Raw genomic sequence first — 15,738 nt, 5'->3', positions numbered from 1 at the left:
GTGTCTAACCGCCGTACACCGAGTCCCGCTGATCCGGCACCACGGACCCGTCGGCGCGCCGTACGGGGGCCGGGGTGCCGTCGTGGTCGGTGTAGCCGGTGGTCGCGCAGGGGTAGGGCGCCGCCTTCCGGCCCTTCGGCTCGATGAACATCGGGTTCACGATCCAGCGGCCGTCGCTGTCGTCGTACGCCCGGCACATCAGCTCGTTCTTGTTGCGGTTCAGGACCAGCCGCAGGCCGGTGGCGTCCCGCAGGAAGGACACGTCGGTGTCGGAGTCGCCGGCCGCGAACACCTGGCGCCTGGCCGCGGGCTGGACCTTCTCGGCGGCCGCGCCCCGCACGCCGAAGATCTCCTGGTTGATCCAGCAGCGCTTGCCGTCGATGTACGTGATCACCGAGTCGTCGCCGTCCTTGGCCGAACCACAGCCCTTCAGGTGCGAGGTGATGCGGCCGTGCTCGGTGGTGGAGCGGATGCCGATGGCGTGGTCCGGGTCGACGCCCGCGCCGCGCGCCCACACGTCGACGACGGGCTCGGGCGAGGCCGAGGTGATCCAGACGTCGAAGCCCGCCTTCTTCAGCGTGCGGATCAGGTCGCGCTGCTGGTCGTAGTAGCGCACCCAGGCCGTCGCCTTGGTGTTGCTGCCGACGGTCTGGACGGCGTCGGCGGGGGCGTCGAGGTTCTCGGTGCGGGCCGCGCTCGCGAAGGACTTGACCTGGGCCGGGGTCCAGCCGTGCAGGAGCTGGGCGAGCCAGGCGTACGAGGGCTCGATGGTGCGGCGGTCGTACCCGGCGAAGGCGGCGGCGCCCTTGCCGGTCCTGCCGTCGCCGTAGACCGCGAGGATCTCGTCCGTGCACTTGGTGTCGGTGCCGGTCGGAAGGGTCTTGGAGGTGCCGGTCGGGCAGGCGGCGGCGAGGGACTTCGCGGCGTCGTCGGTCAGATAGCGGCTGGTGGTGTGCCAGTCGCCGCGCGCCGGGCGCTGGATCTTGGAGTTGCGAAGGAGCCAGTACATCGTGGCGTCGCCGACGTCGTTCTTGACGACGGTGTTGTCCCAGTCGAAGACGGCGACCGGCTTCTTGCCGTGTCCCGCGCCCGCTCCGCACCTTCCGTACGTGTCGATCAGGTCCTGGATCCGGGCCCGGTTGTCCCCGTACCACCCGTCGGAGATGGTCAGTTGCGGGCAGTGGGGCGTCCGCGCCTCGGCGGGCTGGGCGGCGACGAGGCCGCCGGCGGCTATGGAGAGGGCCGCGGCGAGGACCGGCAGTCGGCGGACGGTGCTGGACTTGGACACGCTGAGGAACTCCTGTCGTCGGGAGGAACATCGCGGACGTTAGACAGCACAGCCGGGCGTCGCGCGACGCCCGGCTGCCGTGTGTGTGACCCCCGGGTGAACAACGGGGGTTGGCTGGGTTTAGAGCGGAGTGACGTACGCCCCGGAGATGCCGCCGTCGACCAGGAAGTCGGTGGCGTTGATGAAGGACGAGTCGTCGCTGGCGAGGAAGGCGACCGCGGCGGCGATCTCCTCGGCCTCGGCGAACCGGCCCGCCGGAATGTGCACCAGGCGGCGCGCGGCACGCTCCGGGTCCTTGGCGAACAGCTCCTGAAGCAGCGGGGTGTTGACCGGCCCCGGGCAGAGCGCGTTGACGCGGATGCCCTCGCGGGCGAACTGCACGCCGAGCTCGCGCGACATGGCGAGGACGCCGCCCTTGGACGCGGTGTACGAGATCTGCGAGGTGGCGGCGCCCATGATGGCCACGAACGAGGCCGTGTTGATGATGGAGCCCCGGCCCTGGCGCTGCATGTAGGGCAGCGCGGCCTTGCAGCACAGGTAGACGGAGGTGAGGTTGACCTCCTGCACGCGGCGCCAGGCGTCGAGTCCGGTGGTGAGGATGGAGTCGTCGTCGGGCGGCGAGATGCCCGCGTTGTTGAACGCGATGTCGACGCTGCCGTAGGTGTCGAAGGCCGTCTTGAAGAGCGCCTCGACCTGCTCCTGGTCGGTGACGTCGACCTTGACGAAGGTGCCGCCGACCGCTTCGGCGGCGGCCTTTCCGGCGCTCTCGTCGATGTCGCCGCACACCACGTTCGCGCCCTCGGCGGCCAGCCGCCCGGCGGTGGCGAGGCCGATGCCGCTGCCGGCCCCGGTGATGACGGCGGTGCGGCCGACCAGGCGGCGGCAAACGGGGGTCTGGGGGGAACCCCCAGAGGTCGTTGCAGTGTCGTCGGTCATGTGTGCTCAGGCCTCCGTGCTGATGAAGACGTTCTTGGTTTCGGTGAAAGCGGTGAGGGCGTCGGGGCCGAGCTCGCGGCCGAGGCCGGACTGCTTGTAGCCGCCGAACGGGGTCGAATAGCGCACGCTGGAATGGGAGTTGACGGACAGGTTGCCCGCCGCGACGGCCCGCGAGACGCGCAGCGCGCGACCCACGTCCCGGGTCCAGATCGACCCGGAAAGCCCGTACTCGGTGGCGTTGGCGAGCCGTACCGCGTCCTCTTCGTCCTCGAAGGGCAGGACCACGGCGACGGGCCCGAAGACCTCCTCGACGGCGGCGGGCGCGTCCTCGTCCAGGCCGGTCAGGACGGTCGGCGGGAACCAGAACCCCGGCCCGTCGGGTGCGCTGCCGCGCAGACCGGGCGCGTCGTCGGCGACGTAGGAACGGACGCGGTCCAGCTGGACGCGCGAGATCAGCGGGCCCATCTGCGTCTTCTCGTCGGCCGGGTCGCCGACCACGATCTGCTCGATCGCGGGGCCGAGGAGCTCCATGAAGCGGTCGTACGCCGTGCGCTGGACCAGGATGCGGGTGCGGGCGCAGCAGTCCTGGCCGGAGTTGTCGAGGAACGACATCGGGGTGGCGAGGGCCGCGGCCTCGATGTCGGCGTCCGCGAAGACGATGTTGGGGCTCTTGCCGCCGAGTTCGAGGGTGACCCGCTTCACGCGGTCGGCGCACTTGGCCATGATCTGCTTGCCGACCCGGGTCGACCCGGTGAAGACGATCTTCGCGACGCCGGGGTGCGCGACGAGCGCGTCGCCCGCGATGGCCCCCGCACCCGCAAGGACCTGGAAAAGGCCTTCGGGGAGCCCTGCCTCCAGGGCGAGTTCGGCCAGGCGCAGCGCCGTGAGCGGGGTCGTCTCGGCGGGTTTGAGGATCACCGCGTTGCCGGCCGCGAGGGCCGGGGCGGTGCCCCAGGCGGCGATCGGCATCGGGAAGTTCCAGGGGGCGATGACGCCGATCACGCCGAGCGGTTCGAGCAGGGTGATGTCGAGGCCGCCCGCGACCGGGATCTGACGACCACTCAGTCGCTCCACTCCCCCGGCGGAGAAGTCGAGCAGATCGCGGACGTTGCCCGCCTCCCAGCGGGCGTTGCCGATGGTGTGCCCGGCCTCACGGACCTCCAACTGGGCCAGTTCTTCGATGTGTTCGTCGACGACGGCGGCGAAACGGCGAAGCAGGCGGGCCCGGTCCGCGGGGGCCGCAGCCGCCCAGCCGCGCTGGGCGGAGCGGGCCCGGGCGACCGCCGCATCGACATCGGCGGCGGTGGCACCCCGGACGGTCGCGATCACGTCCTCGGTGGCCGGGTTGAGTACCTGTTGCTCGTACGCAGTGGACAAGTCGTTCCTCACAGGCGTTCGAAGGAGCGGCGGAGCTCCCAGTCGGTCACCGCGGCATCGAACGCGTCGAGCTCGACCCGCGCCATGTTGCGGTAGTGCGCGACGACTTCGTCCCCGAAGGCGGCCTTGGCGATGGGGCTGTTCTCCCACAGCTCGGCGGCCTCGCGCAGGGTGGTGGGGACATGGGCGTAGTCGCCGACGTAGGCGTTCGAGGTGCAGGCCTCGGGCAGTTCCAGTTTGTTCTCGATGCCGTAGAGGCCGGCCGCGACGAGTCCGGCGACGGCGAGGTGCGGGTTGACGTCGCCGCCCGGGAGCCGGTTCTCGAAGCGGGTGCCGGCGCCGTGGCCGACGACGCGCAGCGCGCAGGTGCGGTTGTCGTGGCCCCAGGCGACCGCGGTGGGTGCGAAGGAGCCCGGCTGGAAGCGCTTGTAGGAGTTGATGTTCGGCGCGTACAGGAGGGAGAAGTCACGCAGGGCCGCGAGCTGTCCGGCCAGGAAGTGGCGCATGACCGGCGACATGCCGTCGGGCCCGTCGCCCGCCATCACGTTGCGGCCGTCCTCGTCGGTGAGCGAGAGGTGGATGTGACAGGAGTTGCCCTCGCGCTGGTCGTACTTGGCCATGAAGGTGAGCGAGACGCCCTCCTGGGCCGCGATCTCCTTGGCGCCCGTCTTGTAGATGGCGTGCTGGTCGCACGTGACCAGCGCCTCGTCGTAGCGGAAGACGATCTCGTGCTGGCCGGGATTGCACTCGCCCTTGGCCGACTCGACGGTCAGGCCGGCGGCCTGCATCTCGTTGCGGATGCGGCGGAGCAGCGGCTCGATGCGGCCGGTGCCGAGCACCGAGTAGTCGATGTTGTACTGGTTGGCCGGCGTGAGGCCCTGGTATCCGGCGTCCCAGGCCTGCTCGTAGCTGTCCCTGAACACGATGAATTCGAGTTCGGTGCCGACCTGGGCGGTGTAGCCGAGTTCGGCGAGCCTCTCCAGCTGGCGGCGCAGGATCTGGCGGGGGGCGGCGACGACGGGCGAGCCGTCGTTCCAGCCGAGGTCGGCGATGAGCATCGCGGTGCCCTCGTTCCACGGGACGCGGCGCAGCGTCGCCGGGTCCGCGTGCATGGCGAAGTCGCCGTAGCCACGCTCCCAGGAGGACATCGCGTAGCCGTCGACGGTGTTCATCTCGGTGTCGACGGCGAGCAGGTAGTTGCAGCCTTCGGTGCCGTGCGCCAGGACTTCGTCGAGGAAGAATCCGGCCGCGAAGCGCTTGCCCTGCAGTCGCCCTTGCATATCGGGGAAGGCGAGGACGACAGTGTCGATCTCACCGCTCGCGACGAGGGCGCGCAGCTCCTCGATCGAGAGCGGGGGTGTGCGGTCTGCCACGGGAAGCTCCTCCTTGGGTCAGCCGAGAGCCATAAGGTATGGGGTAAGACCATTGATTGGGAAGGGGAATCCGCGACGTGGCGAAGAAGATCGACTCGGCGGACCGCACGGACGGCCGGACGCCGGACACGCTCGTCCCCGTACTGCGGACCGTACGGGCCGGGAACGGCTTCGAGGAAGCACTGGAGCAGATTCTCCAGCTCCTGCGGCTCGGCCTGGTCCCGCCCGGTGAACGACTGCCCTCCGAGCGGGAGTTGGCCGAGCGGATGGGGATCAGCCGGGTCACCCTGCGCGAAGTCCTCAAGGTGCTCCAGGACCAGGGCCTGGTGGAGAGCCGGCGCGGCCGCTACGGCGGCACGTTCGTGCTGCCCCGGGCGGCCGAGGGCGGCGAGGACGAGCTGCGCCGCCGGATCGCGTCGGTCGACGTCGAGGACATCCTGCGCTTCCGCGAGGTCCTGGAGGTCGGCGCGGCCGGCCTGTGCGCGGCACACGGGCTGACCGAGGAGGGCGCCGAGCGGCTGCGGGCCGCGCTCGCCTCGACCCACGACGCCGAGCTCACCGACTACCGCCGCCAGGACACCCTGCTCCACCTCACGCTCGCCGAGCTCTCGGGATCGCCCACGCTCACCGCCCAGTACGCGGCGGTCCGGGCGACCGTGAACGACCTCCTGGACTGCATCCCGCTCCTGGTCCGCAACCTGGAGCACTCGCAGCACCAGCACACCGCGCTGGTCGAGGCGGTGCTCGACGGCGACGCGGACGGGGCGCGCGAGGTGATGCGGGAGCACTGCGGAGGCACGGCGGCGCTGCTGCGCGGCTTCCTGACCTGAGGCCCCCGGCCCGGGGCCGGCCCCGGCCCGCCGGAGCCGGCGTGAGCCCGCCGGCCCCGCCCGGCCCACCCCGCCCCGCCGTTCACCGCCGATTTCCGTAACCGCGGTTTTACGTACACCCCTTGCGCTCCCCCCTGCCCTCCGGCAAAGGTATGCAGCCGAACCATTGACCTGATCTCCCTTGACGATCACCTGGAGCGGCTCATGGCCGAGGGCACCGACATCGATCTGCGCACCGCACCGTCCGCGTCCGCCAAGGGCGCCCAGGACGACTACCTCCACCGGCGCACCCTGCGCCGCGGCAGCGCCGGCTGGCTGCTCCTCACCGGCCTCGGCGTCGCCTATGTGGTCTCGGGCGACTTCTCCGGCTGGAACATCGGCCTCTCCAAGGGGGGCTTCGGCGGCCTCGCCGCGGCCACCGTCCTGATGGGCATCATGTACGCCTGTCTCGTGTTCTCGCTGGCCGAACTCTCCGCCATCCTGCCCACCGCGGGCGGCGGCTACGGCTTCGCGCGCCGGGCGCTCGGCACCTGGGGCGGCTTCCTGACCGGCACCGCGATCCTCATCGAGTACATCCTGGCGCCCGCCGCGATCTCGCTCTTCATCGGCGACTACGTCGAATCGCTCGGCCTGTTCGGCCTGACCTCCGGCTGGCCTGTGTACCTCGCCTGCTTCGCGATCTTCATCGGGATCCATCTGTGGGGCGTCGGCGAGGCGCTGCGCTTCAGCCTCGTGGTCACCGCGATCGCGGTCGCCGCCCTGCTGGTCTTCGCCATCGGCGCCTTCACCGACTTCGACGCGTCCCGCCTCAACGACATTCCGGTCGACGCCTCGGCGCTCGGGTCCAGCTCGTGGCTGCCGTTCGGCGTGCTCGGCATCTGGGCCGCGTTTCCGTTCGGCATGTGGTTCTTCCTCGGAGTCGAAGGAGTGCCGCTCGCGGCCGAGGAGGCGAAGGACCCGGTGCGGTCCATGCCGCGGGCGCTCGCCATCTCCCTGTCGGTCCTGGTGCTGCTCGCGGTGGTGACCTTCTTCGCCGCGACCGGGGCGCACGGCTCGGCCGCCATCAAGGACGCGGGCAACCCGCTGGTCGTGGCGCTCCAGGGTGACGACGGCCCCACCGCCCTGAGCCGCTTCGTCAACTACGCGGGGCTCGCGGGCCTGGTCGCCTCGTTCTTCTCGCTGATCTTCGCGGGCTCGCGCCAGCTCTTCGCCCTGTCGAGGGCCGGCTACCTGCCCCGCTTCCTGTCCCTGACCAGCCGCCGCAAGTCCCCCTACCTGGGCCTCCTCATCCCGGGCGCGATCGGTTTCGCGCTGGCGGCCTGGAGCGGCAACGGCGGCCGGATGCTGAACGTCGCGGTGTTCGGCGCCACCATCTCCTACGCCCTGATGGCCCTCTCACACCTGGTCCTGCGCCGCCGCGAGCCGGGTCTGGAGCGCCCCTACCGCACCCCCGGCGGCGTCCTGACCTCGTCCGTCGCCTTCGTGCTCGCCCTGTTCGCACTCGTCGCGACGTTCCTGGTCGACAAGGACGCGGCCTTCATCGCGCTCGGCGTCTACGCGATCGCCCTGGCCTATTTCGCCTTCTACAGTCGCCACCGTCTGGTCGCCCACGCGCCCGAGGAGGAGTTCGCCGCCCTGGCCGCCGCCGAGGCCGAACTCGCCCGGGACTGACCCGCCCACCGAACGGAGACCACCACCGTGTCCAAGCCGCTCATCGGCATCAGTACGTACCTGGAGCCCGCCAAGTGGGGCGTGTGGGACCTGCCCGCCGCCCTGCTGCCCGCCGGATATCCCCGGCTCGTCCGGGCGGCCGGCGGGCTCGCCGCGATGCTGCCGCCCGACGACGGCCCGACGGCCGCGGCCGAGGTCGTGGCACGCCTGGACGGCCTGGTCGTCGCGGGCGGGGCGGACGTGGAGCCGGTCCGGTACGGGGCCGAGCCGTCGCCCCGTACCGGACCTCCCGCCCGTGAGCGGGACACCTGGGAGCTCGCCCTGATCGACGCCGCGCTGGCCTCGGGCACGCCCCTGCTCGGCATCTGCCGGGGCCTCCAGCTCCTCAACGTCGCGCTCGGCGGCACCCTGGTCCAGCACCTGGAGGGGCACACGGGCGGGCGGGGCGTGTTCGGCGAGCACACCGTCAAGCCGGTGCCGGGCACGCTCTACGCGACGCTCGTCCCCGAGGCCGCGGACGTGCCGACCTACCACCACCAGTGCGTGGACCGGCTCGGCTCGGGCCTGATCCCCTCGGCCCACGCGGAGGACGGCACCGTCGAGGCGGCGGAACTGCCCGGCCCCGGCTGGGTCCTGGGCGTCCAGTGGCATCCCGAGATGGGCGAGGACACCCGCGTCGTGGAAGGTCTGGTACGAGCCGTGTCCACGCGCTGAAGCCCCAGCTCAGGCCCGCCAATACGGCCCCGGACCCGGTGCGGTCCGGGGCCGTACGACACGCCCGGAAACCCTCACTCTTCCGAGGGGGTGACGTTGGGGCGATCATCCGGGTATCTTCCTCTCGCCGCCCCTCGCAGGGCGGATTCCCCGAGACTCCTCGCCTTCACCTGGCCGCTCGTTCCTCTTCGCGCTCTCGTTCCTTCCCTGGCCATTTCACGGACACATCCTGACAGTGTGTTCCTCCGTGTCCCCGCTCTCCCCGCCCACGGCGGGGAAGCTCCGCCGCGCTCCGAAGGACCGAAGGCCCCGTGCCCGCACCCGTCATCCTGTCGGGCCGTTCCGTACGGCTCGAACCGCTCACCGTCTCCCACGCCCCGGCCCTGGCCGCCGCAGCGGCGGCCGACCGGACCTCGTACGCCTTCACGCCCGTCCCACACGGCCTGGACGCGGCGCACACCTACATCCAGAGCGCGCTGGCCGACCAGCAGGCCGGGCGGAGCCTGGCGTTCGCGACCGTACGGGCCGCCGACGGGCTGGTCGTGGGGTCGACCCGGTTCTGCGAACTCGACTACTGGGACGGGCCCGTGGTGTGGCCGCCCGCGCCGCGCGGGCCGCTGAGCGGCGGCGCCGACGCGGTCCCGGACGCGGCCGAGATCGGCGCCACCTGGCTCTCCGCGCACGCCCAGGGCACCGGCATCAACACCGAGGCCAAGCTCCTGATGTTCCAGCACGCCTTCGACACCTGGCGGGTGCGCCGGATCTCGCTGCGCGCCGACGCCCGCAACGCCCGCTCCCGGGCCGCGATCGAGCGGCTCGGCGCGGTGTGCGAGGGGGTGCGCCGGGTCCACACCCGGGGCCTGGACGGACTCGTACGCGGGACGGCGTTCTACTCGGTCCTCGACGAGGAGTGGCCCATGGTGCGGCACACCATCGAGGAGCGCCTGGCCCGCGCCTGCCGGGACACCGACAGCAGCCGCCTGGTGCCCGCCTGACAGATCGTCAGGTGGGCCGGGTCAGGGAGAGCAGATCACGGGCCGGCCCCGCGGGCAGCGGTCCCTGGCGCCACACCGCGCGCAGATCGCGCCGCAGCCGTACGCCCTCGACCGGGATCTGCACCAGGCGCCGGGCCGCCAGTTCCTCGCCGAGCGCGAGTTCGCTGAGCACGGAGGGCCCGGCCCCGCTGACGACGGAGGCCTTCACCGCGGTGGTGGAGGAGAGCTCGATGAGCGGCTCGGCGAGCCCGCCGTGGGCGGCGAGTGCCGCGTCCAGGACCTGGCGGGTGCCCGAGCCCGGCTCGCGCAGGATGAGCGGGGTCGCGGCCAGTTCCGCGGGCAGCAGCGGGTGGCGCCGGCGGGCCCACGGGTGCGAGGGGGCCGCGACCACGAAGAGCCGGTCGTGGCCGATGACCGCCGAGTCCAGGCCCGCGGGCACCCCGAGCCCTTCGACGAAGCCGAGATCGGCCTCGTCCGAGAGCAGCCGCTCGGCGACCACGGCCGAGTTCCCGGCACTGAGCGAGACCGCGGTGCCGGGGCGCTCGGAGCGCAGCGCGATCAGCCAGCCCGGCAGCAGGTACTCGGCGATCGTCATGCTCGCGGCGACCCGCAGGCGCGAGTCCCGTCGGCCGCGCAGCGCCTGCGCGCCCGCCTCGAACGCCTCGGCCGCCTCGACGACCCGCCGCGCCCAGTCCGTCACCAGGACGCCCTCGGCGGTGAGCCGCGAGCCGCGCGGGGAGCGCTCGACGAGAGCCACGCCGAGCAGGCGCTCCATCGAGCGGACACGGCTGCTCGCGGCGGGCTGGGTGATGCCGAGATCGCGGGCGGCCCGTCCGAGGCTGCCGTGGCGGGCGACGGCGAGCAGCAGCTCCATCGCGCCCAGGTCGGGCACCCGGTGGGCGAGGGGGGCGGTGTCCCCGGGACCGTTCATGCTCATAACTCCAGCTTATGGGCCCATAGCCCCAGCAGGCGTGGCGGGGGCCGTTGACCGGGACGAAGCTGGATTCATGGCCACCATCGCGCAACCGCGCCCCCGCACCCAACCCCCCGTCGCCGCCGTCCGGCGTCGTCCCGCCCTGCGCCACCTCGGCCCGAACTGGTACGCCGCGGTCATGGGCACCGCCATCATCGCCAACGCGGGCGCGGGACTGCCGTTCCACATCCCCGGCCTCCAGGTGGTCTGGGCGCTGGCGCTTGCCATGCTGGTGGTGCTGCTCGCGGCTCGCGCCGGGCACTGGCTGCACCACCGCGACCAGGCCCGCGCGCACCTCCTCGACCCCACCGTGGCGCCCTTCTACGGCTGCCTGTCGATGGCGTTCCTGGCCGTCGGCATCGGCTCGCTGTCGGTCGGCGCCGACCTGATCGGCGAGGCCGCGGCCGTCCCCCTGGCGTGGGTGCTCTACGGCGTGGGCACGCTGATCGGCCTGGTCGCCGCGGTGGCCGTGCCCTACCTGATGGTCGCCCGCCACGACGTCGCGCCCGGCAGCGCCTCCCCCGTCTGGCTGCTCCCCGTGGTCGCCCCCATGGTCTCGGCGACGCTGGGCCCCCTGCTCGTCCCCCACCTGCCCGCCGGGCAGGCCCGCGAGGCGCTGTTGCTCGGCTCGTACGCGATGTTCGGCATGAGCCTGCTGGCCACCCTGGTCATCCTGCCCGTGGTGTTCTCGCGCCTGATCCACCGGGGCGCGCTGCCCCTGTTCCTGACCCCCACCCTGTTCCTGGTGCTCGGCCCCCTCGGCCAGTCCACCACCGCCGTGAACAAGCTCGCCGACGTGGCTACCGGCGCGATCGACGCCACCTACGCGAACGGAATGGGCGCCTTCGCCGTCCTGTACGGGGTGCCCGTGATGGGCTTCGCCCTGATGTGGCTGGCGCTCGCGGCGGCCATGGCGATCCGGGCGGCCCGGCGCGGCATGGGCTTCGCGATGACCTGGTGGGCCTTCACCTTCCCCGTCGGCACCTGTGTCACCGGCGCCGAGGGCCTCGCCCGCCACACCGGCCTGCACGCCTTCGACTGGCTGGCGGTCGCCCTGTACGCGCTGCTCGTGACGGCCTGGCTGGTGGCCGGATTCCACACCGTACGAGGCCTCGTCAGCGGGAAGCTGCTCGCGGCGCCCGTGAAGAAGTAGCCCGCGTCAAAGACCGCCCCGAAGCGCCGCGCCGAGTACGGCCGGCGCTTCGGCCAATGACGGGCCGTACCAGGTGAGCCGGCGGCCGTCGACCAGGGCGGCGGGCAGTGCGGGGAACGCCTCGGGGCCGTCGTCGGGCGTGAAGCGGTACGGCTCGTCGGGCAGGACCACCAGGTCGGCCCCTGCCGCGTTCAGCTCGTCGATGCCGATGCGGGGGTACCGCTCGGCGTGAGTGGCGTAGGCGTTGTGCACGCCGAGCCGGGCGAGCAGGTCGCCCGCGAAGGTGTCGTGGCCGAGCACCATCCATGGGCGCCGCCAGATCGGCACGATCGCCATCCGTTCGGGGCCCGGACGCACCCCGGCCCACGCCCGCTCGGCCGCGTCCAGCCAGCCCGGCCGTGAGAGACCGCAGCCCTCCACCAGGACCCGCTCCAGCTCGGTGAACGCCTGCGGGAGCGAGCGGACCTCGGTGACCAGGACGTCGAGCCCGGCGGCGGCGAGGGCCGCGAGATCGGCGGCCCGGTTCTCCTCCTCGTTGGCGACGACCAGATCCGGGGCGAGCGCGATGATCCGCTCCACGTCCGGATTCTTGGTGCCTCCGATGCGTACGACGTCGAGCCCGGCCGGGTGGCTGCACCAGTCGGTCGCACCCACCAGGAGCCCGGGTGCGCTGACCGCGACCGCCTCCGTCAGGGACGGGACGAGGGAGACCACCCTCATCAGTGGCGGGTCTCCTCGATGGCCTCGATGTGGTCGGCGACCGCTACGACCAGGATGCGGGTGCCGGGCAGCGCCGCCCGCCAGCGGTGGCGCACCCCGCCGGACAGGCACAGTGTGTCGCCGCGCTCCAGGCGGTAGGCGCGGCCCTCGGCCTCGACCTCGGCGGCGCCGTCGGCCACGTACATCAGCTCGTCGTTGCGGTGCTGGAATTCGCGGCCGGTGTCCTGCTCGCCGGTGAACTCCATCGCGTGCAGCTGGTGGTGCCCGCGCAGCAGGGGCCGCACACCGAGTCCCTCGCCCTCGGGCTCGGCGCGTACGACGTCGACCGTGCGGGTGCAGTCGGCGGCGTCGTACAGCTCGCCGACCGTGGTGTTCAGGGCGTCCGCCACGCGTTGGAGGGAGCGGGCACTGGGGCGGGCGCGCTCGTTCTCGACCTGGCTGAGGAACGGCACCGAAAGGCCGCTGCGCTCGGCGACCACGGCCAGGGTGAGACCCAGGCTGCGGCGCAGCCGCCGTACCGCCACGCCCACCCGAAGAGTTTCCTTGTCGTCCATCTCCCGGGCTCCCTCCCTGTCACTCGGTCCGCGTTCGCACCGGCTGCGTTCACGTCACCCTACGCAGCTTCGGGCCCCGAGGGGACCGTCCCGCCAAGATCGCCAAGGGTTCCGTGCGAGATCAGGCCGGATCCCGACGTTCCGCAGCCGCGGCCGGAGGACCGGCCGCGGCTGCGGAAACGGGAGGCAGGAGGGGCTTCCCTCCTCGGGCGGCTACGACGAGACCGGAGTCCACTTGTCGGCCAGGCCCGGGTTCTCCTTGAGCCAGGCGCGCACGGCGTCCTGCTCCTTGCCCTTGCCGGTGGACTGGATCTTGGCTTCAAGGCTGGTGAGCTGCTTCTCGTCCATCTTGAAGTTCTTCAGCCACGTGCCGACCTCGGCGTTGTCGGAGGCGAAGCCCTTGCGGGCCAGGGTGTGCACACCGTCGCCCTTGCCCCAGACGCCCTTGGGATCCTTGAGCTTCTTCAGGTCGTAGGTGTTGTACGCCCAGTGCGGCGACCAGAGCGGAACCACGATGGGCTCCTTCTTGGCGTACGCCCGCTTCAGCTCGGCCAGCATGCCGGGGGTGGAGCCGTCGACGACCTTGTACTCGCCGTCCAGGCCGTACTCCTTGAGGATCTTGTCCTTCAGGATCCCGGTCTCACCGGCGCTCGGCTCGATGCCGACGATGCGGTTCTGGAACTCGGCGCCCTTGCCCTTCAGGTCGTCGAGGGAGTTGACGTCCTTGACGTAGGACGGCACCGACAGCTCCAGGGAGGTGGGGCCGTACCAGGAGCCCATGTCCTCCAGCTTGTCCTTGTACTTGGCCCAGTACTGGGCGTGCGTGGTGGGCAGCCAGGAGTCGGTCTCGAAGTCGATCTGGCCGCCGGCCATGCCGGTGTAGAGCGCGCCGGCCTCGTACTGGCGGGCGTCCACGGTGAAGCCGCGGCGTTCCAGGAGTTCCTTCCACAGGAAGGTGGAGGCGACACCCTCGTCCCACGGGATGTAGCCGAGCGAGATCTTCTTGCCCTTGCCGACGTCCTTGGCGCCACTGGCGGTGGCCTCGTTCGAGGAGCCGAACATGTTCATGCCGCCCGCGACGAGCGCGAGGACGACCACGCCGACGACCGCGACGGCGGGCTGCGGACGGTAGTTCCAGATCCTGAGACCGCCGGTGGCAGCCTTCGCCTTGGCGAGCGCGCGCCGGCCGAGCGGCGAGACCTGGCGGCTGAGCGCCCCGGTCATCCGGTCCAGGTACATGGCCAGGACGACGATGGAGATGCCGGCCTCGAAGCCGAGGCCGATGTCGACATTGCCGATCGCCCGGTAGACGGCGCCGCCGAGGCCGCCGCCGCCCGCCATGCCCGCGATGACCACCATGGACAGGCTGAGCATGATGACCTGGTTGATGCCCGCCATGATCGTCGGCAGGGCGAGCGGGAGCTGCACGCGCACCAGGGTGTTGCGCGGCGTGGTGCCGAACGCCTCGGCCGCCTCGACGAGTTCACCGTCGACCTGGCGGATGCCGAGCTCCGTCATGCGTACGCCAGGGGGCAGCGAGAAGACGATGGTGGCGATGATGCCGGGGACGACACCGACGCCGAAGAAGATGATGCCGGGAATCAGGTAGACCATCGCGGGCATGGTCTGCATGAAGTCGAGGACCGGCCGCAGGACGGCGCTGACCGTCTTGGAGCGCGCGGCCCAGATGCCGAGCGGGATCGCGACGACCAGCGTGACGATCGCCGCGACGAGCACCAGCGACAGCGTCGACATCGTGTCGTCCCACAGCTGGATCGAGTCGATCAGCGCGAAACCGGCGAAGGTGAGCACACCGGCGGACAGACCGCGCAGCCACCAGGCCACGACGGCGAGGATGCCCGCGAAGAGCAGCGGCTGCGGTGCGTCGAGCACCGCGTTGATGCCGTCGTACATGCCGTTGACGACCTGGGTGATGGCGTCGAACAGCCAGGAGAGATGGCGCTGGAGGAAGTCGACTGCGCTGTCGACCCAGTCGCCGAGGTGGAGCCTAGGCATGCGTGGCCACCTCCTCCATCGAGCAGACGGCCGGGCCCTGCTTGTCGTCCCCCAGGAAGGCGATGAGCCGCTCCTGCGGCACGACGCCGAGCAGCGAGCCGTCGGCGTCCTTCACGGCGACCGGGTGCGGGACCCGTGCGGCCACGGTGCACACGTCGGCGACGGGGGTGTCGGCCAGGACGCTCTCGCAGTCGCAGTCCCCGGCGTCGGGGCGGTGCGGGGTGGTCATCACGGACAGCGCGGTGAGCACCCGGGAGCGGTCGACGTCCTGGATGAAGGAGGCCACGTAGTCGTTGGCCGGGGTGAGAAGGATGTCCTCGGCGGTGCCGAGCTGGACGATCCGCCCGTCGCGCATCACGGCGATCTTGTCGCCGAGCCGCATGGCCTCGTTGAGGTCGTGCGTGATGAAGACGATCGTCTTCTTGAGGCGCTTTTGCAGTTCGAGGAGCTGGTCCTGCATGTCGCGCCGGATCAGCGGGTCGAGGGCGCTGAACGACTCGTCCATCAGGAGCAGGTCGGCGTCGGTGGCCAGCGCGCGGGCCAGGCCCACGCGCTGCTGCATGCCGCCGGAGAGCTCGTCGGGCCAGGAGTCGCCCCAGCCCGCGAGGCCGGTCAGCTCCAGGGCTTCGGCGGCGCGCTTCTCGCGCTCGGCACGGGGGACGCCCTGGACTTCGAGGCCGTACGCGGCGTTCTCGAGCACACTGCGGTGCGGGAACAGCGCGAAGTGCTGGAAAACCATGCTGATCTTGCTGGAGCGAACCGTACGCATCTCGCGGGCGGACAGGCTGGTCAGGTCCTGGCCGTCGAAGAGCACGCGGCCGGCGGTGGGCTCCAGGAGCCCGTTGAGCATGCGCAGCAAGGTCGATTTGCCGGATCCGGAGAGACCCATGACAACGAAGATCTGGCCGGGGTCCACCGTGAACGAGGCGTCGATCACCGCCGCGGTCGTCCCGTCCGCCCGCAGCTCGTCGCGGTCCGCGCCGCCTTCGAGCTTGCGGACGGCTTCGTCGGGTCGTCTGCCGAACACCTTGTAGAGCTGCTCGGCTTGCAGCCTGGACACATACACCTCACGGGTAGAACTCAAAACGGCCCGACTCCCCCGCGGGCGGGCCGTGGAGCGGCGCGGATTCGGTCCGCA

The 15,738-nt window shown here is 71.6% G+C and carries 14 protein-coding genes; 5 read left to right on the top strand and 9 right to left on the bottom strand.

The genetic code is table 11. The features are described 5' to 3' along the window. Positions 1–4 precede the first annotated feature (4 nt). The 4 genes from IE206_RS12130 to IE206_RS12115 all read right to left on the bottom strand — a co-directional run bounded on the left by IE206_RS12130 (position 5) and on the right by IE206_RS12115 (position 4,974). On the bottom strand, positions 5–1,288 hold the full coding sequence (locus IE206_RS12130; protein ID WP_226598742.1) for a haloacid dehalogenase-like hydrolase: 1,284 nt from the start codon (positions 1,286–1,288) through the stop codon (positions 5–7). Positions 1,289–1,408: 120 nt separating this feature from the next. Then, positions 1,409–2,224, bottom strand: a complete 816-nt coding sequence (locus tag IE206_RS12125; protein WP_189962114.1) for a 3-oxoacyl-ACP reductase — start codon at positions 2,222–2,224, stop codon at positions 1,409–1,411. Positions 2,225–2,230: 6 nt separating this feature from the next. Continuing rightward, entirely contained in the window at positions 2,231–3,601 is a 1,371-nt protein-coding gene (locus tag IE206_RS12120; protein WP_189962113.1) for an aldehyde dehydrogenase family protein, read from the bottom strand. An 8-nt stretch (positions 3,602–3,609) separates the two neighbouring features. Next, on the bottom strand, positions 3,610–4,974 hold the full coding sequence (locus IE206_RS12115; RefSeq protein ID WP_189962112.1) for a glutamine synthetase family protein: 1,365 nt from the start codon (positions 4,972–4,974) through the stop codon (positions 3,610–3,612). Between the two features lie 77 nt (positions 4,975–5,051). Between IE206_RS12115 and IE206_RS12110 the strand changes: the two genes are divergently transcribed. The 4 genes from IE206_RS12110 to IE206_RS12095 all read left to right on the top strand — a co-directional run bounded on the left by IE206_RS12110 (position 5,052) and on the right by IE206_RS12095 (position 9,184). Continuing rightward, positions 5,052–5,804, top strand: coding sequence for a FadR/GntR family transcriptional regulator (locus IE206_RS12110; RefSeq protein ID WP_226598743.1), 753 nt, complete (start codon positions 5,052–5,054; stop codon positions 5,802–5,804). Between the two features lie 204 nt (positions 5,805–6,008). Next, positions 6,009–7,475, top strand: coding sequence for an ethanolamine permease (eat, locus tag IE206_RS12105; protein ID WP_189962111.1), 1,467 nt, complete (start codon positions 6,009–6,011; stop codon positions 7,473–7,475). A 27-nt stretch (positions 7,476–7,502) separates the two neighbouring features. After that, complete coding sequence (locus IE206_RS12100) at positions 7,503–8,189, top strand: gamma-glutamyl-gamma-aminobutyrate hydrolase family protein (RefSeq protein WP_189962110.1); 687 nt, start codon at positions 7,503–7,505, stop codon at positions 8,187–8,189. Positions 8,190–8,500: 311 nt separating this feature from the next. Then, the gene (locus IE206_RS12095; protein WP_189962109.1) at positions 8,501–9,184 is read left to right on the top strand and encodes a GNAT family N-acetyltransferase; all 684 of its coding nucleotides are present in this window, start codon (positions 8,501–8,503) and stop codon (positions 9,182–9,184) included. Positions 9,185–9,191: 7 nt separating this feature from the next. Here the strand turns inward: IE206_RS12095 and IE206_RS12090 are convergent, their stop codons facing one another. Beyond that, a complete protein-coding gene (locus tag IE206_RS12090; RefSeq protein WP_226598744.1) occupies positions 9,192–10,121 on the bottom strand; it encodes a LysR family transcriptional regulator in 930 nt (309 codons plus the stop codon). Positions 10,122–10,191: 70 nt separating this feature from the next. Between IE206_RS12090 and IE206_RS12085 the strand changes: the two genes are divergently transcribed. Beyond that, positions 10,192–11,310: a TDT family transporter gene (locus IE206_RS12085; RefSeq protein WP_189962108.1), complete on the top strand. Its 1,119-nt coding sequence runs from the start codon at positions 10,192–10,194 to the stop codon at positions 11,308–11,310. Between the two features lie 6 nt (positions 11,311–11,316). Here IE206_RS12085 and IE206_RS12080 read toward each other — a convergent pair whose 3' ends face one another. The 4 genes from IE206_RS12080 to IE206_RS12065 form a co-directional block, all read right to left on the bottom strand. Next, complete coding sequence (locus tag IE206_RS12080; RefSeq protein WP_189962107.1) at positions 11,317–12,030, bottom strand: helical backbone metal receptor; 714 nt, start codon at positions 12,028–12,030, stop codon at positions 11,317–11,319. After that, complete coding sequence (locus IE206_RS12075) at positions 12,030–12,584, bottom strand: helix-turn-helix domain-containing protein (RefSeq protein ID WP_189962106.1); 555 nt, start codon at positions 12,582–12,584, stop codon at positions 12,030–12,032. Before IE206_RS12075 ends, IE206_RS12080 begins: the two co-directional genes overlap by 1 nt. A gap of 213 nt (positions 12,585–12,797) precedes the next feature. Continuing rightward, complete coding sequence (locus IE206_RS12070) at positions 12,798–14,600, bottom strand: ABC transporter permease/substrate binding protein (RefSeq protein WP_189962105.1); 1,803 nt, start codon at positions 14,598–14,600, stop codon at positions 12,798–12,800. Continuing rightward, complete coding sequence (locus IE206_RS12065; RefSeq protein WP_226598745.1) at positions 14,593–15,660, bottom strand: quaternary amine ABC transporter ATP-binding protein; 1,068 nt, start codon at positions 15,658–15,660, stop codon at positions 14,593–14,595. The genes IE206_RS12070 and IE206_RS12065 overlap by 8 nt, the downstream gene beginning before the upstream one ends. Between the last annotated feature and the right edge of the window lie 78 nt (positions 15,661–15,738).

This window comes from Streptomyces violascens (assembly GCF_014649955.1).
Taxonomy (GTDB): Bacteria; Actinomycetota; Actinomycetes; order Streptomycetales; family Streptomycetaceae; genus Streptomyces; species Streptomyces violascens.
This window is presented reverse-complemented; position numbering and strand designations above follow the sequence as displayed.

What these genes read in the sequence shown, in the direction of transcription:
- IE206_RS12075 (WP_189962106.1), bottom strand. Translation starts at nt 12,584, where the DNA reads ATGGACGACAAGGAAACTCTTCGGGTGGGCGTGGCGGTACGGCGGCTG.
- IE206_RS12080 (WP_189962107.1), bottom strand. Translation starts at nt 12,030, where the DNA reads ATGAGGGTGGTCTCCCTCGTCCCGTCCCTGACGGAGGCGGTCGCGGTC.
- IE206_RS12125 (WP_189962114.1), bottom strand. Translation starts at nt 2,224, where the DNA reads ATGACCGACGACACTGCAACGACCTCTGGGGGTTCCCCCCAGACCCCC.
- IE206_RS12070 (WP_189962105.1), bottom strand. Translation starts at nt 14,600, where the DNA reads ATGCCTAGGCTCCACCTCGGCGACTGGGTCGACAGCGCAGTCGACTTC.
- IE206_RS12090 (WP_226598744.1), bottom strand. Translation starts at nt 10,121, where the DNA reads ATGAGCATGAACGGTCCCGGGGACACCGCCCCCCTCGCCCACCGGGTG.
- eat (WP_189962111.1), top strand. Translation starts at nt 6,009, where the DNA reads ATGGCCGAGGGCACCGACATCGATCTGCGCACCGCACCGTCCGCGTCC.
- IE206_RS12085 (WP_189962108.1), top strand. Translation starts at nt 10,192, where the DNA reads ATGGCCACCATCGCGCAACCGCGCCCCCGCACCCAACCCCCCGTCGCC.